This window comes from Dehalobacter sp. DCA, from assembly GCF_000305775.1.
Lineage (GTDB): Bacteria > Bacillota > Desulfitobacteriia > Desulfitobacteriales > Syntrophobotulaceae > Dehalobacter > Dehalobacter alkaniphilus.
On record NC_018866.1, the window covers coordinates 762,415 to 787,135 of the forward strand.

21 protein-coding genes and 1 riboswitch are annotated in these 24,721 nt (G+C 45.0%); of the genes, 3 read left to right on the forward strand and 18 right to left on the reverse strand.

Annotation, left to right across the window (positions count from 1 at the left end):
- Positions 1-138: 138 nt before the first annotated feature.
- From DHBDCA_RS03605 to DHBDCA_RS03680, 15 genes are all read right to left on the reverse strand, one after another.
- A complete protein-coding gene (locus DHBDCA_RS03605) occupies positions 139-1,707 on the reverse strand; it encodes a hypothetical protein (protein WP_015042805.1) in 1,569 nt (522 codons plus the stop codon).
- Positions 1,707-3,797, reverse strand: coding sequence for an efflux RND transporter permease subunit (locus DHBDCA_RS03610; RefSeq protein WP_015042806.1), 2,091 nt, complete (start codon positions 3,795-3,797; stop codon positions 1,707-1,709). Before DHBDCA_RS03610 ends, DHBDCA_RS03605 begins: the two co-directional genes overlap by 1 nt.
- Before the next feature lie 27 nt (positions 3,798-3,824).
- On the reverse strand, positions 3,825-4,403 hold the full coding sequence (locus DHBDCA_RS03615; RefSeq protein ID WP_015042807.1) for a TetR/AcrR family transcriptional regulator: 579 nt from the start codon (positions 4,401-4,403) through the stop codon (positions 3,825-3,827).
- Positions 4,404-4,647: 244 nt separating this feature from the next.
- Positions 4,648-5,577 (reverse strand): cytochrome b/b6 domain-containing protein, encoded by a 930-nt coding sequence (locus DHBDCA_RS03620; RefSeq protein WP_015042808.1) that lies wholly within the window; start codon positions 5,575-5,577, stop codon positions 4,648-4,650.
- Between the two features lie 224 nt (positions 5,578-5,801).
- Positions 5,802-6,338, reverse strand: a complete 537-nt coding sequence (locus DHBDCA_RS03625) for a hypothetical protein (RefSeq protein WP_015042809.1) — start codon at positions 6,336-6,338, stop codon at positions 5,802-5,804.
- Between the two features lie 722 nt (positions 6,339-7,060).
- Positions 7,061-7,591 (reverse strand): cob(I)yrinic acid a,c-diamide adenosyltransferase, encoded by a 531-nt coding sequence (locus DHBDCA_RS03635; protein WP_015042811.1) that lies wholly within the window; start codon positions 7,589-7,591, stop codon positions 7,061-7,063.
- Complete coding sequence (locus tag DHBDCA_RS03640; RefSeq protein WP_015042812.1) at positions 7,592-9,103, reverse strand: cobyric acid synthase; 1,512 nt, start codon at positions 9,101-9,103, stop codon at positions 7,592-7,594.
- A 37-nt stretch (positions 9,104-9,140) separates the two neighbouring features.
- On the reverse strand, positions 9,141-10,262 hold the full coding sequence (locus DHBDCA_RS03645; protein ID WP_015042813.1) for an alkaline phosphatase family protein: 1,122 nt from the start codon (positions 10,260-10,262) through the stop codon (positions 9,141-9,143).
- The gene (cobD, locus tag DHBDCA_RS03650) at positions 10,237-11,322 is read right to left on the reverse strand and encodes a threonine-phosphate decarboxylase CobD (protein WP_015042814.1); all 1,086 of its coding nucleotides are present in this window, start codon (positions 11,320-11,322) and stop codon (positions 10,237-10,239) included. The genes DHBDCA_RS03645 and cobD overlap by 26 nt, the downstream gene beginning before the upstream one ends.
- A 712-nt stretch (positions 11,323-12,034) precedes the next feature.
- The gene (cbiB, locus tag DHBDCA_RS03655; protein WP_015042815.1) at positions 12,035-13,003 is read right to left on the reverse strand and encodes an adenosylcobinamide-phosphate synthase CbiB; all 969 of its coding nucleotides are present in this window, start codon (positions 13,001-13,003) and stop codon (positions 12,035-12,037) included.
- 81 nt (positions 13,004-13,084) lie between these two features.
- Positions 13,085-13,687 (reverse strand): histidine phosphatase family protein, encoded by a 603-nt coding sequence (locus DHBDCA_RS03660; RefSeq protein WP_015042816.1) that lies wholly within the window; start codon positions 13,685-13,687, stop codon positions 13,085-13,087.
- A complete protein-coding gene (locus DHBDCA_RS03665) occupies positions 13,680-14,075 on the reverse strand; it encodes a hypothetical protein (protein ID WP_015042817.1) in 396 nt (131 codons plus the stop codon). Before DHBDCA_RS03665 ends, DHBDCA_RS03660 begins: the two co-directional genes overlap by 8 nt.
- The gene (locus tag DHBDCA_RS03670) at positions 14,072-14,845 is read right to left on the reverse strand and encodes an adenosylcobinamide-GDP ribazoletransferase (protein ID WP_015042818.1); all 774 of its coding nucleotides are present in this window, start codon (positions 14,843-14,845) and stop codon (positions 14,072-14,074) included. Before DHBDCA_RS03670 ends, DHBDCA_RS03665 begins: the two co-directional genes overlap by 4 nt.
- Positions 14,829-15,383 carry a bifunctional adenosylcobinamide kinase/adenosylcobinamide-phosphate guanylyltransferase gene (locus DHBDCA_RS03675; RefSeq protein ID WP_015042819.1) on the reverse strand — a complete coding sequence of 185 codons (555 nt, stop codon included), beginning with the start codon at positions 15,381-15,383 and terminating at the stop codon, positions 14,829-14,831. Before DHBDCA_RS03675 ends, DHBDCA_RS03670 begins: the two co-directional genes overlap by 17 nt.
- A 106-nt stretch (positions 15,384-15,489) precedes the next feature.
- Positions 15,490-16,860, reverse strand: a complete 1,371-nt coding sequence (locus DHBDCA_RS03680) for a cobyrinate a,c-diamide synthase (RefSeq protein ID WP_193352146.1) — start codon at positions 16,858-16,860, stop codon at positions 15,490-15,492.
- A 215-nt stretch (positions 16,861-17,075) separates the two neighbouring features.
- Positions 17,076-17,252: riboswitch (cobalamin riboswitch) on the reverse strand.
- Positions 17,253-17,419: 167 nt separating this feature from the next.
- Between DHBDCA_RS03680 and DHBDCA_RS03685 the strand changes: the two genes are divergently transcribed.
- Together DHBDCA_RS03685 and DHBDCA_RS03690 are read left to right on the forward strand one after the other, a co-directional pair.
- Positions 17,420-18,406 (forward strand): ABC transporter ATP-binding protein, encoded by a 987-nt coding sequence (locus tag DHBDCA_RS03685; protein WP_015042821.1) that lies wholly within the window; start codon positions 17,420-17,422, stop codon positions 18,404-18,406.
- Positions 18,407-18,425: 19 nt separating this feature from the next.
- Positions 18,426-19,205 carry an ABC transporter permease gene (locus DHBDCA_RS03690; protein ID WP_015042822.1) on the forward strand — a complete coding sequence of 260 codons (780 nt, stop codon included), beginning with the start codon at positions 18,426-18,428 and terminating at the stop codon, positions 19,203-19,205.
- A gap of 26 nt (positions 19,206-19,231) precedes the next feature.
- Here the strand turns inward: DHBDCA_RS03690 and DHBDCA_RS03695 are convergent, their stop codons facing one another.
- Positions 19,232-20,062 (reverse strand): class I SAM-dependent methyltransferase, encoded by an 831-nt coding sequence (locus DHBDCA_RS03695; RefSeq protein WP_015042823.1) that lies wholly within the window; start codon positions 20,060-20,062, stop codon positions 19,232-19,234.
- A 276-nt stretch (positions 20,063-20,338) separates the two neighbouring features.
- On the opposite strand from DHBDCA_RS03695, the gene DHBDCA_RS03700 reads away from it, so the two are divergent.
- A complete protein-coding gene (locus DHBDCA_RS03700) occupies positions 20,339-21,895 on the forward strand; it encodes an ABC-F family ATP-binding cassette domain-containing protein (RefSeq protein ID WP_015042824.1) in 1,557 nt (518 codons plus the stop codon).
- A gap of 90 nt (positions 21,896-21,985) precedes the next feature.
- Here DHBDCA_RS03700 and DHBDCA_RS03705 read toward each other — a convergent pair whose 3' ends face one another.
- Both DHBDCA_RS03705 and DHBDCA_RS03710 read right to left on the reverse strand, forming a co-directional pair.
- Complete coding sequence (locus DHBDCA_RS03705; protein ID WP_015042825.1) at positions 21,986-22,870, reverse strand: ion transporter; 885 nt, start codon at positions 22,868-22,870, stop codon at positions 21,986-21,988.
- A gap of 217 nt (positions 22,871-23,087) precedes the next feature.
- Positions 23,088-24,560, reverse strand: coding sequence for a cell wall-binding repeat-containing protein (locus tag DHBDCA_RS03710; RefSeq protein ID WP_015042826.1), 1,473 nt, complete (start codon positions 24,558-24,560; stop codon positions 23,088-23,090).
- Positions 24,561-24,721 lie beyond the last annotated feature (161 nt).

Sequence of the window (24,721 nt, forward strand, 5' to 3'; positions counted from 1 at the left end):
TCCTTATCTGTTGAAATTGATCATCAAGGACAAACAAAAGGCTGAAGAAATCTGTCATCAGCCTTAGAAAAAGCTTTTTTAACACCGTCACTATTAGATCATAATTAGCACGAAAGTTCAATATTCTTCTGAAAAAAATCAACGGAATAGATTGATAAAACGCTCCCAGAACGATAGCCTTCCTGGCTCCGTGACTGTGGCCTTTTCAACTGCTGTAGCTTTCAAATCCGGGGTCCGGATAACAAACTGAACACTTTCCGGGGAAATCTTCGAGGACACAAAAGATACCGGCTTTGTCTCTTCCCCACTGCTAAATGAGAGTGTCTCCAGCAATCCGGAAGCCTCATCTATACCGTTTTTAAATTGTCTTTGCCCGTCAATCAGTTTTTGAACTTGAGCAGGCAGAACGGATGAACTGGATGCCAGCTGGTTTAAGCCGCTGGTCAGCGCTGTTAAACTGTTGGCCAGTGAGACTGAACCTGATTTTAATTCCGTCCCCTGCTGTGCAAATTGATCCAAACCTGTTGAAAATTCTGTGATTCCCTGGGCAGACTGGGCTACGCCTGTTGTATAGCTGGACAGACCGCTGCCATATTGGGATAACTGACCCTTCAGGGTTCCAATCTGCTGAAGATAAGCCTGTCTTTGTTCAGCTGGCAGAGAATCTAGCAGCGGCGTTAATTGATTCATCATTGCTGTTACGCCGGAGGAAAGGCTGGTATACTGGGCTGAAAGTTCCTGTCCCTGCTGGGAAAGCTGAGATGTGCCGCCGCTGATCTGTTTAAACTGCGCCGCAAGGTTTGATGCTCCAGCTGAATACTGTTCTATCCCCTGACGCATCGTGCCGGCTCCCTGCTGAAGTTGGGCAGAGCCCGAGGCAATACGCTGCAATCCTTTATTTAATTCGATTAAGCCGGCCTTCAGCTTCTCTGTACCAGAAACAATTTCTCCGGCACCGCTTGACATTTTTGTTATACTGCCGGCATCAATGTCAAGATTCAGGAAACTGGAACTGTCAAAACAGGTGCAGGTCATCGTCATGGACGCCATCTGAAATTTTTCAGTATCATAAACCACCGTATACTGCGCATTTTTCTGCGGAAGCACCATGTAGGCCAGCGTCAAGATCTTGCCGGAAATCATGGCGGAAGCGCCTGATGAAGAAAGAACCGTATTTTCATCCAGATCCAGCGGCAGCTGGGCCTGACAAAGATAGTTTTCTCTATAATACGCTTTGGCTTCAGTATTTGGCTGAATTTTGAGCGTAATTTCAATCCTTCCTTCTTTGCCAACAATGTCTTCGGGCTTAACCTCCTGGCCGTTCAGCCGATAAGTAACAGCAAACGCAAACGGCAGTTCTCCATCAGCCAGTTTACCCTGATAATAGAAACCCGCATCCCGTGCCGGCAGCTGCCAGGAAATCTTGCCGTCCGTAAGCACTGGGGTTTCATTGCCGGAAAGATTGGTAATCGAATCGTAGACACCGTAGTCCAGGTAAATGCCGGACTCAGGCGTATCAATCCTGTTTACGACCGTGATACCGGATATACTCCCATCCGTTTTCAGGTCCGCATAAACGGTCTCATCTTTAACAACGGTAATATTCTGGCTGCTTTCTGTGCTCTCCGTATTTGAAGCAGATGCGGATAAGGAGAATATTGAAATCAGCAGCGTTACTGTCAGGAAACATGCGATTAGTTTTTTCATCAGATTGTCTCCTCCCTCCCACTTTCTTTCGCAAACAAAGTGGTTTTCATCATTACTTTATCAAACGTCATCAGCAGCACCGGCAGTAAAACAAGGACCATCAGTCCTGACAGTGCCGCACCCCTGCCCAGCAAAATACCAATATCACTGATAGCTTTAATTTGGGAAAGCATTCCTTCCGCAAAACCCGCCACGGCAAGAATCAATGCTGAGATCATCACGGTGTTCCCGGCAGTATTCAACGCAGACAGTACTGCGTCTCTGGGTTTTTGTGTCTTCCTGAATTCGAGATAACGGTTGGACATCAGAATCCCATAATCAATCGTTGCGCCAAGCTGGATGGAACTCACAACCAAATAACCGATAAACACCAGACTTGATCCCTGAAAATAGGGTATCCCCATATTGATCCAGATAGAAGACTCAATGACTGCGATCAGCAGCACCGGAACAGATATGGAACGGAACGTCAGCAGAATAATCAGACCCACAGACAGAATTGAAAACAGGTTAACTGTACGCGTGTCCTGTTCAACAGTATTTTTGATATCGGCGATACTGGTGGCATTCCCCGCGGCATACCATTCATCAGGGTAATACTTTTGCACCGACTGTTCGAGTTCTGCAACGGCTTCAAAAGTCTCGGGCGTTTCACCGGCAATGTTCATAAGAACGATCATACGGGTATAATGTTCCGACAGGAACATATCCCTGACGCTTTGCGGCAGTAAAGAACGTGGGATTGCAGGATCTGCCAGCGTGACCAGAGTCTGAACATCGCGGATATATTTCTGTTCCTCCAGTTCCTGGGCCAGCTGTATTTCAGCAGCAATATCGTCATTTGGAACTAAAATCACAACAGGATTATAGACACCGAAGCAGCTTTCAATGTTATTTCTTTCCTCGACAATGGTTCCCTCACTGGAACTTCCGGAAGTATTCCCATATAAAAAGTCAGTATTCTTTTGTGCCAGGAAAGACGGAATAACAATCATCACAACCAGGGCAAACAACAGATATCTTACTTTGATTGTGCCCCGGCCTATCTTCATAAAAGGCGGAACGAGGGGCCTGTGCCGGGTTTTGTCAATCGTTTTGTGGAAGATCGCAATCATAATCGGCAGCAAAATGATCACACTGATATAGCTCAGACAGATTCCCTTAACCAATACCAGTCCGAGATCCTTGCCGATCCCGTACTGCATAAACAGCAGGGCTAAAAACCCAGCTATAATCGTCAGCGCGCTCGCCGAAATAGATGAAAGTGTATTTTTTACTGCTTTGGCAATTGCAGAAAAAACCTCGGCCCCGGCATCCTTTTCCTCAAGATAGCGGTGGCAAAGAAACAACGAAAAATCCATCGAAATGGCGAATTGCAGCACCGCAGCAATTGAATTGGTGATGAAAGATATGTTATGGAAAAAGGCATTCGTTCCGGCATTGATAATCACAGAAACCCCTATGACGCTTAAATACAGCAGCGGTTCTATCCAGGAGTAACATGCCAACATCAGGATGAGGACACAGAGCGGAATAACGATGATCATAATCTTGGACATTTCCGAGCCAAGCACTTCCCGCATATGGCTCGAATCTTCAGCTTCTCCCGTGATACTGACATTTTCGCCTAACGAAGCCCGGATCGCCTTCAGGGCATCCCCTGTTCCAGTGGAATAATCCCCCTGAGCAAATTCAACTTGAAACAAGGCAGCTCCATCTTTATAGTAACTATCCAGAACGTTTTGGGAAATAAAGGCCTCCGGAACCGTAACATCTGTGACATCATCCAGCCAAATCACATTTTTTACACCCGGAACCTCTTTGATTTTTTCCTTGGCTTCAAGGGCTTCCCGTATAGAAATGCCTTCCACCATGACCTGAGCAGTTCCCGGATAACCAAACTCCTGATCCACAAGCGTAATCGCCTGCTTGGTCAAGGAGTGTTCCGGCAGATATTCCGCTAAATCATAGTTAACTGTAATACTGGGTATAAGCGCAATACTGGCAATAATGACTGCCAAATAGATTAGTAAAACGACCCGTTTATGGATAATAAGGCCTTTCACAAACTTTTCTATAAACAGCTGCATATCTTTATCATCCTTTACCGTTTCATTTTAAAGTCTCTTTTGGATATCCCCGATAATCAATAAAAGAAATTTGTTCAATAGATTGGCAAGACGCACTTCATCTCCGCCATACTTATTAAAAATATTAATGATTCCTTCAATAAGCGCCAAGGCCAAGGAGTCGGCAAGCAGCATATCACTTCCAGGCTTGGAACTGCTTAGGAACAAATCGTTCTCCAGACGCTGCTTGACAAGCTCAATCAGTTCCACCTTTATATTTTCGTATTTGGAGCCCTCGACACTTTTCATTAAGATTAAAAACTGCGTTCTGTTATCCAGAAACACCTTGGTTATCACTTCTGTGATATAGGTGATGCTTTGCATCGACAGGCTGCTTTTATCGCATATGTCAATGAATACCAGCTTTCGTAGCTGCTCTATAGTTGACTGAAGGATATTATCGAGCAGGTCATCCTTACCGGAAAAATAGGAGTAAATATTCCCTACAGTAATCCCGGCTTGCTGCGCAATACTCCGCATTGAGGAATGACGGTAGCCTGAGACTAGAAACTCCTCTTCCGCAGCCTCAATAATTCTTTTTTTAATCTCTTCTTTTGGCACTTGCATAAATAAACACCCATTCATTATTCTTATTTTCAGTATATCGCGGCCGAAATCCAGTTGTCAATATTAAACATGAGTTCATTTATACTGCGATACTCTTATTCTATGTGTCCGTATTCCGCATATGCATCTGGTGGTAAAGGATCTTTACTTTCCGCTACACTAAAAAAGCAGGTGCAAAAAAATACTTCTTTTTTTACACCTGCTTCATCTATGATTGATTATTCTTTCATAATTGGCAGTGTTATTAATCGCTTATATCCCCATAGAGTTCCTGATAGTCCTGTTCTGCCACCCTTATCTCACGTTGGGCCTTGTCGCATTGCGGATACAAAAGAGAGCAGTTTTTATGGCAACCACCACAATGCAGCTGGGACAAGTACTCATCAAGACTGATTTTTTCTTCCGGACCGGTGGTATCACCAACAGTTGCATCCGTAGCGGAATCATTTGCCGAAACAATAGCATCAGCGTCTTCTGAATCATCATTGTCAGAACTTGAACCTTCCGAATAGGTTATGTTTTCATTATAATAATTCTCTGCTGCGGGTTCAGTTCTATTTTTGGATGTACTTTGCGATGTCGTGATCTGTGTCTCCGCAATTTTGCTCAACTGACTCTCATCGCTTGTCGAAACTGTTGAAAGAACCCGGGTATACAACATGATGACCAGCAGGCACGCTGCCCCCAGGCGAACCAGTGTTTTTCTGACATTGCGCTCTTTCAGGTTTATGATGATCCTGCCGACTGATTTTACGAAATAGCTGGCATGAATTGCAAGATGGGTGATCAGGAAGCCCAGACAGACGTACGACGTCCATTTATGGACCAGATAGATCCATTCGCCATGAATCGTATCTGAAGGAAACAAAACTTTCGATATCAGTACTCCCGTAGTCACTATGATCGAAATACTAATGAAGATTGCGAGGTTCAAAGCATATTTCATCTTTACGGAAACTGCGGTCCTATTATTAAGCTTGTTTTGCAGCAGATTAAGCGTTGTGTTTTTCACCCAGGACCAGTTCAACAGAATATGGATACCGAAAAGAGCGAAAATAAATAGCCCTGCAATCTCATGAAAAGCTAACCCGGTTCCAAAAGCATCCAGCAGGAACACAAAAAATATGCTCATGGCGATATCTAATATAATCTTTGTCACTAATTTACTGCTCATAAAACCACCTAACCATTATGTATTCGTATCAATTTCTGATACTGTAAATTTTATTCAATATGTATTCTAGGCGCATTCTGTGTTCGTTCTATGGCAGAAAGATGACAATTTTATGAACAATCAGCATAAACTAGGGGGTATCGCCCAATTACTTTTTCGTTGGGCGATACCCCCTTAGCAAATAATAATTACATCTCTAATGTATATACTCATTGAATTGCAAATTACTCAAGACCATTTATGGCTTTAATAACCACAGATTTTTTTACGCAGAAATCCTGAATGACAATTTTTTGCCTGTTAGGTCCCTGCAGGTATTCCTTCTGTACCGTGCAATAAAATCCTGCCAACCCCATTGCTTCCTGAGGAATCTCAAACGCACCTGGTATCGGGTGATCTGGGGAATAAACGACTTCAATATCCTGATGCCAGGTCCATCCCAATTGGTCTCCTGAAAGGTATTTCCATAATCGGGCTTTCTGCCAGGCTCCCGCACCTAACGGCGGGTTAAAATGAATCATTGGATCAAAAAGCTTATTCCATTTTCTTTCGACAAAAACAATGTCTGTTTCCTTCGGATTAAATGGCTCTGGAGGTAATCCCTGAAGAAGTGCTTCCCAGTTTTCCAGTGTTCCGATAAACATTCTGGCCTGAGCGTTATAACCGTATTCATCAAATTCAGCATAAGCAATCCCTGGAATGGATAGGATCATGATCAGAAGCAGCAGTACTGGGTAAAGAAGTCTGCGTTTTACTTTCACGCCGTTTCTCTCCTCTCACGGAAAATTTATTTATACAATTCTCCGTTTATTTGCCATTTCCTTCCATTAATACCACCAACAGGGATATTTTGATTTATATTTATTTTACAGAACAATTACAGTACTTACAGAATGGCTATTTAATTAACGATTTAATTAAAACTGCCATAATACTGGCACACAAATAAACGGCCTCTTCGCATTATTGCGAAGAGGCCTTAAGTGTATAACCCGCAAAATTCCTCATGGACACAAACAGATAATTTTACTCGAGTCACCTACTTTAACCCAAATACATGGAATCACAAATGGAACTTACACTACTTTCTCTACGCCTTTCTTGAGAATCACCCGGATAACGGAGTCTAGAAATGGAGCCTGGTGAAAACCTAAGGTCAAGGTAACAAACTGATCTACTGAAACAACATACTTGTGAACCTGAACGTTAACTGGAAATCGATGGACCTCAAACACGAATCTTAACGGAAAACTGAGAAATTTTGCGGGAAACTGATCTGAATAAATAAAGCCAACCCTGAAGGTGGCTTTGAATCCGTCCGGCAACATCCCATACATCCCTCTGACCTGTGCCTCGAATTCCAACCTGACCTGTCAGCAAAAGGTAACACTGTATGTTTTTAACCATTATTTATTAAATTTTCTGACTTCAGTATAATGCGAAGACCTGCTTTTTGTCAAGATGAAATCAAGGCTGTAAAATATTACCGCTCAATGCCAAGGCGCGCTTTGATCCCTTTATCATAAGGATGTTTAACTTTCTTGACCTCAGAGACATAGTCCGCAAGATCAAGCAGTTCTTCCGCAGGCCCCCGTCCGGTCATCACAACCTCAAGCCCTTCAGGTTTCGTACGCAAAAATTCAAGCAGAAGCGAACGGTCAATGAGGTCATAATTATAGGAGGCTACTGCTTCATCAAGAATCAGCAAATCGACCTGACCTTCACGGCACGCTGAAATCGCCTGCTGCAGGATCTTATTATAAATGATCCTGCGTTGCTCCTTCTGCTCATTTGTTTCCTGCTTATAGAAACCGAATGACTCTTCACCGCGCAAAAACATTATCCCCGGAATTTTCTCCAGGGTGTGCAGTTCTCCTGTGTCCTGGCTTTTTAAGAACTGAACAATTAATACCCTGCGCCCTCTGCCTGCACACCTGACTGCCAGACCGAGAGAAGCGGTCGTCTTTCCTTTGCCGTCCCCGCAGTAAATATGGATAAGACCCTTTTTCATCAATTATACACCTGCCTCCAAAATATTCATGATTGCAGCCATGTCGACGTTTTTCCGGATCTCATCAGCTAATCGGTCATACTGCTGCTCTTTATATTGTTTATAGCTTAACTGTTTAAGACTGGTTGAATCCAACCCCTTTTTATTCAACAGACATTCGGCAATCGCTACAGCGACCCCTTCTTCATCAAATATTCCATGAACATAGCTACCCATAACATTCCGCTTTCGGGCGCCTTCCGTCTTTTGCACCTGAAGGCCTGACTCTATGTCGATATGCGTCAGAGGCTCGGTATCCCCTGTTTCTGTCACGCCCATATGAATTTCATAACCGTGAAAACGGATCGAGGATAATCCGGGAAGAACACCATCAAGCTGACTGAACCGGCCTTCCACCTGCGTCCTGGTCTTCTGTTTGGAGAATATTGTTTTCATATCCAGCAGACCCATTCCCGTGAGACTTCCGCCCTCTTCTACACTAAAAGGATCTTCCAACGTTTCTCCAAGCATTTGGTAGCCTCCGCATACGCCAAATACGATTGTTTCCCCGTCAGCAGCCTGCTTTTTAATCTTTGCTTCCAGACCGCTCTGACGCAGCCACAACAAGTCAGCCATCGTATTTTTCGTCCCTGGCAGGATGATCATATCCGGATTCTTCAGCTCAGCCATGGATTTTACATAGCGCAGGGAAACTCCGGGAATCAGTTCAAAAACGTTAAAATCAGTAAAATTGGACATCCTTGGCAGCCGGATCACTGCAATATCTACTGCTTGTACTGTTTTGTCCACAGCAATTCTTTCGGATAAACTGTCTTCATCTTCAATGTCGATATTCAGATATGGAACTACACCGATGACCGGAATATTGACTTTTTCTTCGATCATCCGCAGCCCGGGCTTCAGAATTTCTACATCTCCGCGAAATTTATTGATCACAATTCCTTTGATCATTTCCCTTTCATCTTCACTTAAGAGCATCACCGTGCCGTAAATAGATGCAAAAACGCCACCCCTGTCAATGTCAGCAACAAGCAGGACAGGAGCTTTAGCCATTTTGGCCATCCCCATATTGACGATATCATCCTCCTGCAAGTTAATCTCTGCGGGACTGCCTGCTCCTTCGATGACAATAACGTCATTGTTCTGGTCAAGTGTCTGGTAGGACGCCATAATGTTTGGAATAAGCTTCGTTTTATATTTAAAATAGTCTGCTGCATTCATATTACCCAACACTTCACCGTTGACAATGACCTGCGAACCCTGATCATTTGTCGGTTTCAAAAGGATCGGATTCATCAGGACACTGGGCTCCTGCCCGGCAGCTTCTGCCTGGACGACCTGCGCTCTACCCATCTCCAGCCCTTCTTTGGTTATGTAAGAGTTCAACGCCATATTCTGGGATTTGAAGGGCGCTACCTTATAACCTGCCTGTTTAAAAACGCGGCACAGACCTGCTGTGAACAAGCTTTTTCCGGCATTGGACATTGTTCCCTGAACCATAATTGGTTTGGCCATCGTGTGACACCCGCTTTCCTGTTTGTTATCTTATTATTTACTCTGAAATCAAATACTTTAAGATCTTATTCGCTTCTAAATCCTCCGGCGGAAAGGTTTCCCCGGCTTTTCGGAGGATATACGGAACGTCCAAGGCCGAATGCTTCCCGCTGACAGGGCTGGTCGCATGATCGGCGCAGATCAGAATCCCGGTATCATCTGTTAGGTTCTGACGCAGAAAGGCAAAAAACTCCCGGTCGATTCTTTCGATAAATCCAATTTTTTCCCGATAATCATGCCGGTGAGCGGCTTCATCTGTTCCATTAATATGCACAAGCACAAAATCATGGCCGGACAACAGACGGCAGGCTGTTTGAGCCTTAAGGGCCAGATCCGTATCCGTATCTCCGGTAGCTTCTACTAAATCAGGAACATCCATCTTCAAGGCCAAAGCAATCCCTTTGGCAATCTCCGTACCGCAGACTGCCGCTGCTTTTTTGCCATACAATTCTGCAAATGCAGGTAAACGGCTTTTCCCGGATATTCCCCACGGATAAAACATCATTTGCTGTTCTTGGCTGCTTAGGTATTTTAACCTATTTTTCCCCTCCAAAACAAATCTTTGAAGTATGGGGGCCGAAGTGCAAATTTCCGCTAATAAATCATCCGAATCACCGCCCAAAAATTCATGCGGCGGATACGTCTTGCAATCCAGCATTTGAAAATAATGCGCTTTGGCAATGATCAGGTTCCTATACCCGGATAAATGCAGCATCTTGATATTCGGATCGATATCAGCCGCTATCTTCGCTGCTTTTTGCATTTCAGCTCCGGTTAAGTTCCCGCCGTTGAAGGAAGCTAATCTTCCGTGACTGTCAAGGGCGGCAAGGTTGCAGCGCAGAACGACTTCATCCTGCTCCAGGCAGTAGCCGTTAGCAAGCAGTTCGAGTGATGCCCTGCTTTGCGGAAAATAGGCAGGCTCAACTCCCAAAAGATTCAGGATACACGGCATGCTTTCCGGCAGGTAACCCTGCGGGCAGGAACTAAACCAGCCGGTATAACCTTCGGCGGCAATTTGGTCAAGTTCAGGATGACGGGCAGCCTCAAACGTGGTTTGCCAGCCTAATTCTTCAATTTTTTCATCTGCAAGTCCGTCAACAATGACCATGACTGCTTTCATCACATATCACATCCCTGAGTGCGGCGCTGAGTTTTAAATTATCTTCGCGGCTTTTTACAGCAACCCTGAAGTATTCATCATTCAAATTGACATAGTTGGAGCATGGACGTACCATAATCCCTCTCTTGATCAGCTTTTCAGTTAGGTCTGTACGCTGAGTCCGGAAAAATATGTAGTTTGCTCTGGAGCCGATGACCTGGAGACCAAGGCCCAATAACGAATCAATCAGAAATCTTCTTTCTGTTTGAATCAGCTGCTTCGTTTGCTGCAGATAGACTGTTTCTTTCAAAGCAGCGATGCCAGCCATTTGGGCCGGCGTTGAAACACTCCAGTCCTGACCGGCGGACCTCATTTGTTCGAGCAATGTTTTGTTGGCTGTCAAAGCGTAGCCAAGCCTAAAACCCGGCATCGCAAATATCTTGGTAAAAGCTTTCAGAATGACAAGATTTTCATACTGTTCAATGCAGTTTTGCACAGAAAATTGTTCTTTATCTTCGACAAAATCCATAAAGCATTCATCAATCATCACGATTGCACCGATCTCCTGGCTCTTGGCAAGCACCTTTTGCAAAAATGCACGTGAACACAATTGACCGGTAGGATTATTGGGGTTACAGATGATCATGAGGTCCAGGCCTGGGCTTATTTGATCCAGCAGGTCCTCATGGGCTGAAAAATCGTGCTCTGGCCGTAAAAGATAATATTCTACCGAGCAATCCACCGTATGCAGCGCTTTTTCATAGTCTGCAAACGTCGGAGCAAAGATCAGCGCCTTTTTCGGTTTCAGAGCCAGCGCAAGTCTGAAAATAATCTCTGCAGCCCCATTGGCGGCAAGAATATATTCAGGATCCGTATACTCATAGTTAGCCAGAGCCGCAACAAGATCCCGGCAAAACGGGTCAGGATAGTTCGTACATTCATCAAGCGACCGGATCACGGCTTCTTTCACAGACTGCGGCAGCCCAAGTGGATTGACGTTGGAAGAAAAATCAAGAATTTCCTGCCTGCCCGTCAGTTTTTTTACCGAATAAATGTCTCCGCCGTGGATATATTGGTACATCTGCTCTCACCTGTCTCTGTCGTATTTGTAGCCTAAGTTTGTCTTAAGTGGAACTGTTTCTCTGAAGCATTATTCTTGCATTTTAGCATTATTATAATCTTTTATTCTTTATTCTGTGGCTCGCGTATCTTCGTAACCGCCTTTTCGGCTATTGCGCCATCCATGGCGCAAATAGCCGCGCTCCACATCCATGTTCCGCTTGTCAGGTCGGTTACGAAGATACGCTAATCTGTAGAAAGCTTTGTAGAAAGTTCAGGAAAGCACCGACCCGAATACCTTAAGTCCCATTATACTGTCTCAGCTGGTATTCCTCGCTTTGTTGGCAAGCACAAGTCTAAAGTCCTATTTGCCGCCATGTGAAGCACGATGTAGAGTGTTGCGCTCAGAAGTAACAATGCTTAGAAGGTACTGATACAAGGAGCAAGTCATAAAGAAGCTAGTTACGGAAGGCAACGGAAGGCAACGGAAACGTGCTTATTAAACTTGATAGTGCTTCTTGAACCGCTAAAGTCTCCCATCCTGAAGATCAGTCTGTGAGTCACAGTTCCGCGCTAAGCGGAGCACGAGGCGGAGCGCGGCTTTTTGTGCCACGGAGGGCACAATAGCCGAAAAGCGGTATTGTGACTCACAGACCTGCCTCAAAGAACATTTCACCTCTTACAGATTGGCGTAACAGCTAGTCGTATTCTTATGCCCCTGCTAAACAGAAATACTAGCAACCAAACTGCACAATAACGGCTCTAACAGCGGACCCAAGAATCAGGCCTACAAGCGACGTCGCGATCATCAGCTTGTTGGCGCGGCGGATATCTTCAGCCTCGATCTCCCGGATCGGGTCACCGATCGTTGGCTTAACCACCAGCTTGCCAAAATAATGATTGCTTCCAGCAAGCTGAATATTCAGGGCTCCGGCACAGACGGCTTCAGTGTGGGCGGAATTCGGACTGGTATGATTGTGACGGTCACGCCGGTAGATTCTAAAAGCGTTTTTAAAATCATAACGGGTCAGAAAAACTGCCAGGAGCATCAAATAGGCAGAAATTCTCGCCGGCAGATAATTTACGACATCATCCAGTTTGGCAGCAAACCGGCCAAAATAAAGATATTTGTCATTTTTATAGCCAATCATCGAGTCCAGGGTATTGACCGCTTTATACAAAAAGCCCAAAGGGGCTCCGCCAACCAGAATGAAAATCATCGGGGCGATGATGCCGTCGGAAAGATTTTCAGCCACGGTTTCCACAGCGCCTTTCGCTACCTGGGAGCTGTTCAGGTTCTCCGTGTCCCGTCCGACAATCCACGATAATTGATAACGCGCTTCCATAATATCGTTCTTCTGCAGCGCATCATATACCTTCATGCTCTCAGCTTTCAGCGACTTCGTAGCCAGAATCTGATAACACATTAAGGCCTCGGCAATAAACCCTAGCAACGGGCTGATGCTTTTGAGCAAATACAGCAGGCCTAACGGCACGAGAAATGTTATCGTGACAATGAAAGCAGTCAGCAGTACCCCGCACCAATACTGGCTTCGATTCGTCTTGCAACTGATCCGGTGCAGATATTTGTCTCCTGCGGCAATCAGCGAACCGATCCAGCGAACCGGATGAGGCAGCCAGGAAGGATCACCAAAAATTAAATCCAAAATATAACCTGTAATTAAAGCATAAAGTGTAATCATTCAATACCAACTTCTTTATCATTTCGTCATTCACCAAAAAACAAGCGGGTGATCAAATTCGGACCTTTATATCCTTATCCTCTAAATCTTCGCTATCGCCGCCAGCTTTCTGTTTTCGGCCCATAGATCCTGATCAATGGTCAGTTGATAGCCTTCGCCGTTCTTTATCTGCCAATGGTAAAAATCAAATATTTCCGGAGAAAATGCCTCAAGCAGCATCATGATCGTACCGCCGTGAATAATCAGTCCGGCCTGTTCTATTCCGGCTTCATCTACTTTCTGAATAACGCGGCTAAAACCCTCCAGGCAGCGGGACTTGAACATTTCCGGCTGATCTCCCCCCGGGATTTGCTGTTTTCCGCCGCTGTCAATCCAGCTTTGGTACTCGGCAAGGTCCTTCAGCTGTTCATACGATTTGTTCTCAAATATACCGAAGCTGCATTCCGCAAGTTCAGGAATTATACTGTAAGGGACATTCGGATAAATCAGCTCCTTGGTCTGAAGGCAGCGGAGCATCGGACTGACAAAAACATGTTCAACTGCCGTATAGCGACCGGAAGCAATATGCTCGCGGAGTTCGAAGATCCCCTGTTCAGATAAAGGCTCATCCGTAATTCCGATATACCTGCTTCTCAAATTACCCTCAGTCTTGGCATGTCGGATCAGGTAAAGGAACTTATTCATGCTCTTCACCTTTAATCAGAACAGGAATGGAGCAGAAGACGCGATAGACCTTAGCCGCTTTCTGGGCGGCTGCACAAAGGATCCTCCCGGTCGTTTCCTGCATTTCCCGGTCATCTTTCAAAACCGGCACCACGGCTGAGCTTAATTCATCACAAATCAGAATCATGTCGGGATGCTGCTCGATTCCGTCAGCGATAAATTTCCGGGCATCAAGGCCGGCTTCCTGCAAACGTCTGATCAGCAGATGCAGATGGTCAAGCACCGGATGCTGAAAAGCCTCTTCGAAGGTGCAAGTCCCTCCGTCCGTAATGTTTGCCGAAGCGATATCCCATCTGCTCCTGACAAATTCCAATTTCCCCTGACTGCCGCCTCCGATCACCAAAATCATAGCATAACGCCTCCTGCTATTGCTGAAATTAGGAGTATTCCTGTTTCACTTACCACAATATAAAAGCCTGCCAGATCACCGGTTATACCCCCAAAATACTTTTGGGCCATCAGGTAAAATAAGTAAAAGGACAGCACAATAAATAGAACTGCAATGCTTCCGACAATCATACTCACGTACAACATTGCTGCAACACATAATAAAGCAATCAAGCAAATGATGGTTCTTACCGTTTTCTTCGAGGCATAACCTGCAAAGATTGAAGCAAGTCCTGTTTTTCTGACACACGGAAAGCAGACGACTGCCAAAGCGGCCATCGACCGTGACAGGACAAACGAAACAAGAACGAGAAAGAAAAAGTCCGGTGTCAGATAGGTCTCATACCACGCCGCAAATTGCAGCAGCAGGATAACTGACGTATAGATGAGCGCGAACGCTCCAACATTAGGATCCTTAAGGATTCGAAGCTTTTCCTCTTGGTCCTTATGGGAATTCAGGGCATCTGTCGTGTCACAATAACCGTCGAGGTGAACCCCGCCAGTGATCATGACGTTTATAAACACAGCTGCAGCAGCAAAAAAGACGGGACTGAACCCGAAATATTCCAATAATAGAAACAAGAAATAGAGAACAAAGGCAATGACAGCCCCGACCACAGGAAAGAAGATAAAAGAATAACGCATATTCTTCTCGCTCCAGTCGATTTGAGGCATCGGAATTTTAGAAAACATCGAAAAGGCTGCAACAAACGATTCAAACAAGATCTTCATAACCGGAAAGCTCCTTCATTCCTTTATGGATAAGCGGGATCGCGCAGACTGATTCAATCACTACATCTGCAGCAGCGGCAATTGCCGAATTTATTTCAGCCAGTACACGGATATAGCCGGCTGTAAAATCATCATAGGCTTTGAAATCCTCAAATATCGTACTGGTTACGATAACGGTGTTCGGTACGGTCACCGATAGCAACCGGATATCATTGATGATGCAGTCAATGGTATCCTGTGGGCTGCGCTCCTGCAGATACATTTCGTTGGCAATCAGGTTGCCCATGCACTCGAGTAAAGCGGTATGGCAGCCGCTGAGAACAGGGATCTTATCGAAAAGTCCGTAAGAAAACTCAAAGGTATCGAACCCTTTGCCGTCCCGCATTCGACGGTGCTTGACCACCCGGTTGCAGCACTCTTCATCTGAGGCAGCCATTGTTGCAATATAGGCCATTTTTCCTTTATTCAAACTGACAGCTAAGTTTTCTGCTATTTCAGACTTTCCGCTGGCAACGCCTCCGCTGACCAAAGCCAACATTTACTCACCGCCTCTTTCCTTTCACAAAAATATCCCTTTATCTTTTATTATCTATCATCTATCGATCATCAAGCGATTCAAACTTTTCCAGCTTATACACGCCTGACTAACCCATCCTAGCGGTTCGAAAGCTGCGGCATTTCCGGATAAACGAACGGGCAAACTCCGGATTCCCCCAGAGATGAAGGTGGGGATAGCCGGCAACGAGGTTCTCATCGGCATGGATGCAGTCCCACGTTTTGCTGCCGGATGAATTTACTGCCGTAAAACTGCTGCCGTTGGCCGTCGAATCAGAGTAATGAAATTCATGCGCATTGATCTTGCCGCCTTTGTCGCACAGCAAGTTGTCCTTTTGCGCCGTCAGTGTAATATAACCGAAACGGTTCAGTTTATCCGTCAGTACAGCATCCCCTTCTAAATACCCTGCCATTGGATAAGGTTTGCCGTCCTTGTCAGCAATACGTTCCAATAAATACATGAACCCGCCGCACTCAGCTATACAGGGAGTATTATTGGAGAGAACATGCCTGATGCTTGCCAGCATCGATGTATTCCTGGCCAACTGTCCGGTATATAATTCCGGATAACCGCCGCCGAGAATCAGTCCGTCACATTCCGGTACAGCTTGATCATCAAGCGGACTAAAATACTGCAGTTCCGCTCCCAATGTTTCCAAAAGGTCGAGGCTGTCCTGGTAATAAAAACAAAAGGCTTTATCTCTGGCTACGGCGACTTTAACAGCAGAGATTCTCTCGATCCCGGCCTCATGATAGTCTATTTCTGCGGCCCTGCCTGCAATACGCAGCAGCTGTTTCAGATCAATGGATTCTCTGGCCTGTATGGCCAGTAATTTCATTTTTTGCTGCAAGTCTTCCACTTCCGATGCTGTAATTAATCCAAGATGCCTGCTTTCCAGCGCGCATTCTTTGAGTTTCGGAAAGTAACCGACCGCCTGGATATCCGTCTCTTTTTCGATCATTTCCTTATACTGCGGGTATAGGGAAGGTGTAAGATTATTCAGAATAACGCCCTTGATCCCGTTGTCCGGTCTAAAATGGCAGAAGCCTTGGATCAAGGCTGCAATTGAGATTGCTGAACCGGCACAATTGACAATAAGGATAACAGGCGTTTGCGTTACTGCAGCCAAATGGTAAGAACTTGCCACGGTACTGCCAATGCCTAGCCCGTCATAATAACCCATTACTCCTTCTAAAACAGCGATTTGCGACTGTTCGGAATTCTTGACCAGCAAATACCGGCATACCTCTTCCGATAGCATAAACAAATCCAGATTCCGTGATTTTGTCCCAATGACTTCGGTATGAAACATCGGATCAATATAGTCCGGCCCACATTTAAACGCAGCAGGATTAACTCCTTGCTCCAGAAGGGCTTGTAACACCGCACAAGTAATTGTGGTCTTGCCGCTGCTGCTGCCTGCAGCAGCAAACATAATACGTGGAATAACTGCTTTCATGACTTGTTCTCCGTTTCTATCGAAGCTATCAAAGCTGAGATGGTCCGTAGACATCGCCGCTCCTTGCCGTCCATGGCATCGCGGCATTCGTCCATCCATGGACATCAAAAAACCTCTCTAACCGGCGGTTGGAAGAGGTTTTACTTACACAATCTGCAAACAGTCTAAAACACTTCTGCACGATTCGTATGCTACACCTTTCATCCTCCGTGAAAACAGTGCAAAATGGCTCAGGCAGGTCTTCCGACTCGGTTTCAAAGCAAATTCAGCCTTCCCATTGTAAACAGTGGCAACTTTGAATTTGCTCCACCTTACGGCGGCGGGACCGTACAGGTATTTCACCTGTTTCCCTATTATTGCAAAATGATGCAACCTAAGCGATTACATTATATCAGAAGACGCACAACGTGTCCACCCGCAATCTGCGGAACAGTATATAGCCTTCTCCTTGCCTTCTCCCTACATGATATTTGATATTTTCACAGACACGGCCTTGCTCTTCCTCCCTCCTTTTGATACGCTAGGAAAAAAGAACAGCAATCCACGGAGGTACCCTCTCATGTCTTATTCTCTTCCAACCGAAATCATTTCAGCCCAAAACCTGACGAAACGGTTCGGAGATTTCACTGCAGTTGACACGATCTCTTTTACTGTCCGGCAAGGAGAGTGTTTTGGACTTCTTGGTCCAAACGGCGCCGGCAAAACGTCCCTAGCCAGAATGGCTTTTGGCTTGTCCCCGAGAACAGAGGGCCATCTGACGGTTTTCGGTCAGGATATTTCGGAGCATTCCCGGGAAATTAAAGCACGTCTCGGTGTTGTTGCCCAGGAAGACAACCTTGACCCGGAACTGACGGTTCTGGAAAACCTGCTGGTCTATGCCTCCTATTATCGTCTGCCGCGTAGTATAGCCAGGGAACGGGCTTTTGAAATCCTGGACTTTATGGATCTTCGAAGTAAAGCCAATGCGGTCGTCGACGAGCTGTCCGGCGGCATGAAACGTCGTCTGACAATTGGACGAGCGTTGATCAACCGTCCGGAGCTATTGATTCTCGATGAGCCAACCACCGGGCTTGATCCATACGCCCGTCATATGGTCTGGCAGCGTCTGCGGCAATTAAAAGAAAGCGGTACGACCATGCTGCTGACAACACACTATCTTGAAGAAGCCAGTCATCTCTGCGACCGACTGATCATCATCAATCAGGGAAAAATTCTCGAGCAAGGTGTACCGGAAGATCTTATTGATAAGCATGTCGGGCAATATGCGCTGGAACTCGGGGTAAGTCCGGATATGCAAAATAAGCTCCTGCACTGGAGCTCTGAGTGGCTGAAATCTTTTCAACAAATTGGTGATGATCTGGTCCTCTATTCTGATAACGGACCAGCCATGGCTGACAACCTGAATCAAAGAATTGCCGGTGAACACCTTCCTGTCAGCTATCAGCGCCTGAGACCGACGAATCTCGAAGATGTTTTTCTGAAACTGACCGGCGAAACGCTTCATGGTGTCCGTGGCGGGTTTGAGAAATCATATGAAGACCGCTGATGATATGGAGGATAAGAGGATGAAAATAGTTAAACCTGATCTTAATCCCGTACTGACCTTCAAGGTATTTCTGCGGAATCTGAAGGTTTTCGGCAAAACCTGGAAAGCCAATTTGATGTTTAATTTTCTGGAGCCGCTGCTTTATCTCTGGGCCATGGGCTTTGGTCTGGGCGTTTATATTACGCAGATCAACGGGCTTTCCTACCTTGATTTTCTGGCTCCGGGGCTGATCGCATCTTCAGCGATGTTTGCTGTGACTTATGAAATGACCTACAACAGCTATACACGGATGTCCAAGGAAAAAATATTTCACAGCATGGTTGTTACGCCGGTAAGCATGGACGACATCGTCCTCGGCGAAATCCTGTACGGCACGTTCAAAGGCGTTCTTTACGGTGCGGTTTTCTCTATTGTCGTCGCTTTGTTCGGCATCGTCCGCTCCCCGTATGCCCTGCTCATCTTTGTCCCACTGATCCTCATGTCCGTCATCTTTTCCAATCTCTCTTTAATTTGGACGAGTCTCGCTCCCAATTATGACTCTTTCGGCTATTTCTTTACGCTGCTGATTTCTCCAATGTTCCTGTTTGCCGGGATCTTTTTTCCGATTGAAAGCCTGCCCGCCGCCATTCGTTTTCTTCCGTGGCTGACGCCGCTGTACCATGCAGTTGAAACGGTGCGTCCACTGGTTCTGGGACAGGTTACTTCGTCAATCATCGGCCATATCATCTGGCTCTTAGCCGTTACGCTGCTGACGTTGCCTTTCCCGCTGGTCATGGTAAAAAAGAAGCTTATTCAATAAACGAACTCTTTTTGGATTTTGGGGATCTAGACGGTTGCAACTCTCCAATAAATACAGGCAATCTTCCCTGTGACCGTTTCTCTGATCAGCCCGTTCTTTTCTTTGCTTTGGATATAATTCCTGATGTCCGCTTTTTGCTCATCAGTCAAATCTGTCTTCATGCCAAGTCTGGTGATGTAATGACGGTTCGCTTCATCCAATGTGCGGACACTTTCCCTTGCTGTCTCAATATAGGTAATTTCAGGATAAAGTTTTTTGAGCCAGAGAATATTGAAACAGCAGTACAATCCTTTGTTGCCGTATACATCTTCCTTATGGGGTGGAAGAAACCTACGTTTCAGTTCGTCACTGATAGGGTCGTGCCGTTCGATAAAATGACTTAAAAAGCAGTACCTGCTGCTTGCCGCAATCATCTTTTCGAGGCTTTCCCTGCTCCCAATGCCGGGAGACATAATCGCCGTTACCAGGCTGAATTTTTGTTTCCACAGTCTTGCGGACAAGTCGTCTTGCAGCCAGTCCATCTCAATGAAATCAACATTTTGAAGTTCCTGGGCCGCCACATAGTCTCTGGCAGTTCGCAGCATTTTCGTCGAAATGTCCACACCGGTTACGCTTTTCGCTTTTCGGGCAAATTCCGCTGCAAAACGGCCGGGTCCGCAGCCGATATCCAGAACAGTACTGTCTTCTCGGAGCATTCTTTCTACGGTAAGCAGCTCTATAATTTTCATAATTCTATCATCCGGTTCGATGCCGGTAAATTCTTCGACCCTGTTGTCCCAGGAATCCGCGCTTCCTTCTTTATAACTGCTTTTTAAATCTTTGGTTCGCCAAATTTGATCAAAATAATCAATACCCATCGCTTCCACCTTTATATTTATGATCAGCTCAAACTGACCGAAACTGCATCTTACATCTAATATTACCATCAACTCAGTCCCAAGCAAATATCATCATGCTGGCTGCCCTTCTTGTAAATAAAGCATGATACCCATTAGTTTCTGCGCTGCCATATTTCTGACTTGCTCTCCTTAGGCAGATTTGATAATCTAATAAAGATATTGACCGCTATCACCTTGTTAACTCTAAATAATCGTAATATTTACTAATTTATGTAAAAAGGAAGATAAGAAAACATGAGTATTCTGACTGTTAAAAACTTGAGTCACGGCTTTGGCGACCGAGCCATTTTTCAAAATGTATCTTTCCGCCTGCTGAAGGGGGAGCATATCGGCTTGATCGGGGCGAACGGTGAAGGAAAATCAACATTTATGAACATCATTACGCGCCAACTCGAGCCTGATGAAGGCCAGATCGAATGGTCGAAACGGGTCAGAGCTGGTTATCTTGACCAGCATACGGTTCTGGCCAAAGGAGCAACAATCCGAGATGTTCTTAAGGATGCTTTTCAGTATCTTTTTGCACTAGAAGCTGAGATGCTCGCGATTTGTGATAAAATGGGCGACGCTTCATCCGAGGAGCTGGAAGTCCTGCTTGAAGATATGGGATTAATTCAGGAAACCTTGAACAACAATGATTTCTATATTGTCGATGCTAAGGTCGAGGAGACCGCCCGCGGCTTAGGTCTGCAGGATATCGGTCTCGATAAGGACGTAGATGACTTAAGCGGCGGCCAGCGAACCAAAGTACTTTTGGCCAAACTTCTGCTGGAAAAGCCTGATATTCTGCTTTTGGATGAGCCGACAAACTATCTCGACGAACAGCACATTGAATGGCTGAAGCGCTACCTGCTAGCCTATGAGAATGCATTTATCCTGATCTCACACGACATGGAATTTTTAAACAGCGTCATCAATCTGATTTATCATATGGACAACCTGCAACTGAACCGTTATATCGGAGACTATCAGAATTTCCAGAATTCCTACGAAACGAAAAGACTACAGCTCGAAGCGGCCTATAAAAAACAGCAGCAGGAAATCTCCGACTTGGAGGATTTTGTCGCGCGCAACAAAGCGAGAGTCTCGACCCGGAATATGGCGATGTCCCGCCAGAAAAAGCTCGATAAAATGGACCGGATCGAACTGGCCAAGGACAAACCCAAACCGGTATTCAACTTTAAAGAAGCCAGGACTTCCGGCAAGCTCGTGTTTCAAACCTCTGATCTGGTGATCGGCTATAACGAACCGCTCTCCCGCCCGATCAATATTTCCCTGGAACGCGGCCAGAAGGTTGCATTGACCGGCGCTAACGGGATCGGCAAAACAACGCTGCTGAAGAGCATTATCGGTGAAATTCCGTCCCTTTCAGGCCAGGCTGAACTTGGAGACTATCTCTTCCCCGGCTACTTTGAGCAGGAAATCAAGAACGCCAATTATAAGACTTGTATTGAAGAATTCTGGACGGACTTCCCAGGCTATACCCAGTATGAAGTCCGGGCAGCGCTGGCCAAATGCGGTTTAACGACGAAGCATATCGAAAGCAAAGTCCTGGTCTTGAGCGGCGGTGAGCAGGCCAAAGTACGGCTCTGCAAGCTGATTAATAAGGAAACGAATTTTCTGCTGCTCGACGAGCCGACCAACCATCTCGATGTCGAAGCCAAACAGGAGCTGAAACGAGCGCTCCAGGCCTATAAAGGCAGCTTGCTCCTCATTTGCCATGAGCCTGACTTTTACCAGGATGTCGTTACCGAAGTCTGGAACTGTGAGAACTGGACGACCAAAATCGTCTGAGGCGGTAAACTTTCACAGATTTTGCTTCATCCGCTCTATTTTTAAGGGTAGATTGTTTAAAAACTTGAACAATAAAGTATCCATATACATTTATACTTTATTGTTTTCTTTTTTTTCTAGTTGAAGACCGCAGTTTTTACAGTAATTATCCCCTTCGTCCTGGATAATCAGGCGGCAATTCGGACAAGTCCGGGTATGCGCTTTTATATTTCTGGTTCTCGCTAGCTCTGCTGAGACGATGCCAGTAGGTACGGCAATTACGCCATAACCAAGAAGCATCAGCATGGAGGCAACAATCCTTCCTAAAGGCGTGACCGGTGTAATATCGCCAAATCCGACGGTCGTAAGGGTCACAATCGCCCAGTAGATTGAGGCCGGAATACTGTCAAATCCGCTGGTTTCCCCTTCGATTAAATACATCATTGTCCCAACGATTACAACCACAACGAGGACCGCCTGCAGAAAGACAATAATTTTATAGCGGCTGGCCTTTAGTGCATTGATCAGCGAATATGATTCACCGACGTACCGGCCGAGCTTTAAGATCCGAAAGATCCTCAGCAGACGAAAGACCCTAAAAATTAAAGCAAACTGGCTACCGGCAATAAAGATACTCAGATACGTTGGCAAGATTGCCAGTAAGTCGGTTACGCCAAAGAAACTTTTCAGATATCTTAGTTTATTTCTTACGACCCAAATTCTGATGATATATTCAATTGTAAAGAGAAACGTGATCACCCATTCCGTACCAGAGAGAATTGTACGGTAATCCTGATTCAGATTCGGCAGCGACTCCAAGCAGACAACGAGAATACTCAGCAGGATCAGCCAGAGCAGCGCAATATCAAAAGACCTCCCTGCGTGGGTATCGTTCTCGAATACGATCGTAAATAATCTATCTTTGAGCGAAAGATTTTTATTATTATCCCCAGTCTTCACTTTTTCTGTCTTGTCTCTATGTGATTCTTTTACCATTTTTTATTCTCCAGTTATGATTAAATACCTATAAATTAAAAAGAATAATTTTTTTGTATTATAGCATATTATTTTCCAAAATACGTCTTCCGTAGCTCTGCATGCAATTATTTATAGAATGGAATCGTCGTTCCCATGCCATTCGTGGCCGCTAAAAAAAGCTTACCCTGATTCTTCGAGGTAAGCTTTCTGGTAAGTTTAGGAAGTAGATTAATCTCTATTGTCCAAAATTAATCGAGGAAAAAATTTGGTTTACTTCCGCCAATCCTGCGCTATCCGAATAAGCAATGGTAAAAAGGCATATCTGTCCTTTTACAACAGCTGCGTATATTTTACCATATGCTATGCCTGAATTATCAGTTGCTTGGAACTCAAGGACATTAAAATTAGTTCCATTGAGATTTTGTGTATAAACTTCCCTTGGGAAAACAAACTCCGTTAAAGCTACTTTATATAACTCAAGGAAATTTTTACTGCTTACCAAAGTTCCGATATCGCTGGATTGTGCGATAAATCCAGTTGAATCACCTTTTGAAGCCGACAAAAGATATGCAAGATCATAGGTCGAGGCATCCGTAGAAGTACTGTCCGTACCTTCCTGGGTGAGCGCGATGTTATCTTCAGTCTGCCATCCATCAGGAATCGTTATACTCAGATTAAAATAATTATTCGTATAATTTTGTCCGGAAAGCGTGCCAAAGTCCAATGTTGTACTTGGAGTCCTGGTATGGCTACTGATATACAAAAGCAGGGATGAAGGAATTGCCCCCTCTCCACCAAACACCGTATACGAATTTAAAGATGTCATATGATTCAGATAATCACAAGTGTTAACTGGGAGATCATTTTTTATTAACATGACAGTCCCGCCCTTTTTGGCCGCATACACACCGCCAGCCAGCGCATCAGCAAAGTTCTCACCCGTGGCGAAACATACTTTACTTTGGTCAAATGTGGACCAAAACTCATCCAATATTGCAACATTTCGTTCATACTTTTCCTTACCGGTGATTCTTTCCGGGTTACTGAACTTATTGGCTACAGTATCACTGATGATGCTCTGATCTCCAATAATATAGGTAGTTGTTATACTTTGGGAGCTCAAATAACTTTGAACTCCGTTCGTGATTTGATCTTTTGAAACAAGGATTATCGGCATTTGCTTTAAGGCTGCGATCGGGCCTATCGATAATGCATCAGCATAATCGCTGCCGGTCGTTACCGCGATTTCATGAACTGCTCCTAATTCTGCCGCTATTTTTATGGCTGTATCGTAACGATCCTGGCCCGCTATTCGTTTCACGGTATAACGGGCATTTTTTAATTGCGTCTCCTGGTTGGCAGAAATTACGCCAGTTCCTCCTATCAGATAAACCGTCTTGATTTTCAGTGCCTGTAGAACGTTACTAGTATTGGCATTTAGGGTATCTTTATTGGTTAATAATATCGGCGCATTTAGCTTATAGGCTAGCGGCACAGCAGCTAACGCATCCGGATAGTTTCCGCCATAAGCAAGAACGGCACAATCCGCCTGCTGCCATCCAGCTTTCGCAATTTGTGCGGCTGTTTCATAACGATCATTGCCGGCAAGTCTAGTCGTTGCTGGAGTTTCAGTTGCAAAAACAGTTCCATAGGATGATAACAATAAGCAGATAATAATTGGAATAACGACAAATAATTTCTTTCGCATATTTTCTATCCTCTCTATTTTGTATCTAACTTCTATATTTTCTATATTATTCCTATGTATTACAAGTCCTAACAGGTCCAAATGTTTCAACAATATATGATTTTTATAGAGTTATATCAATCAAAAGTTACAATTATCAACAAAATATGACTTTATCCGAC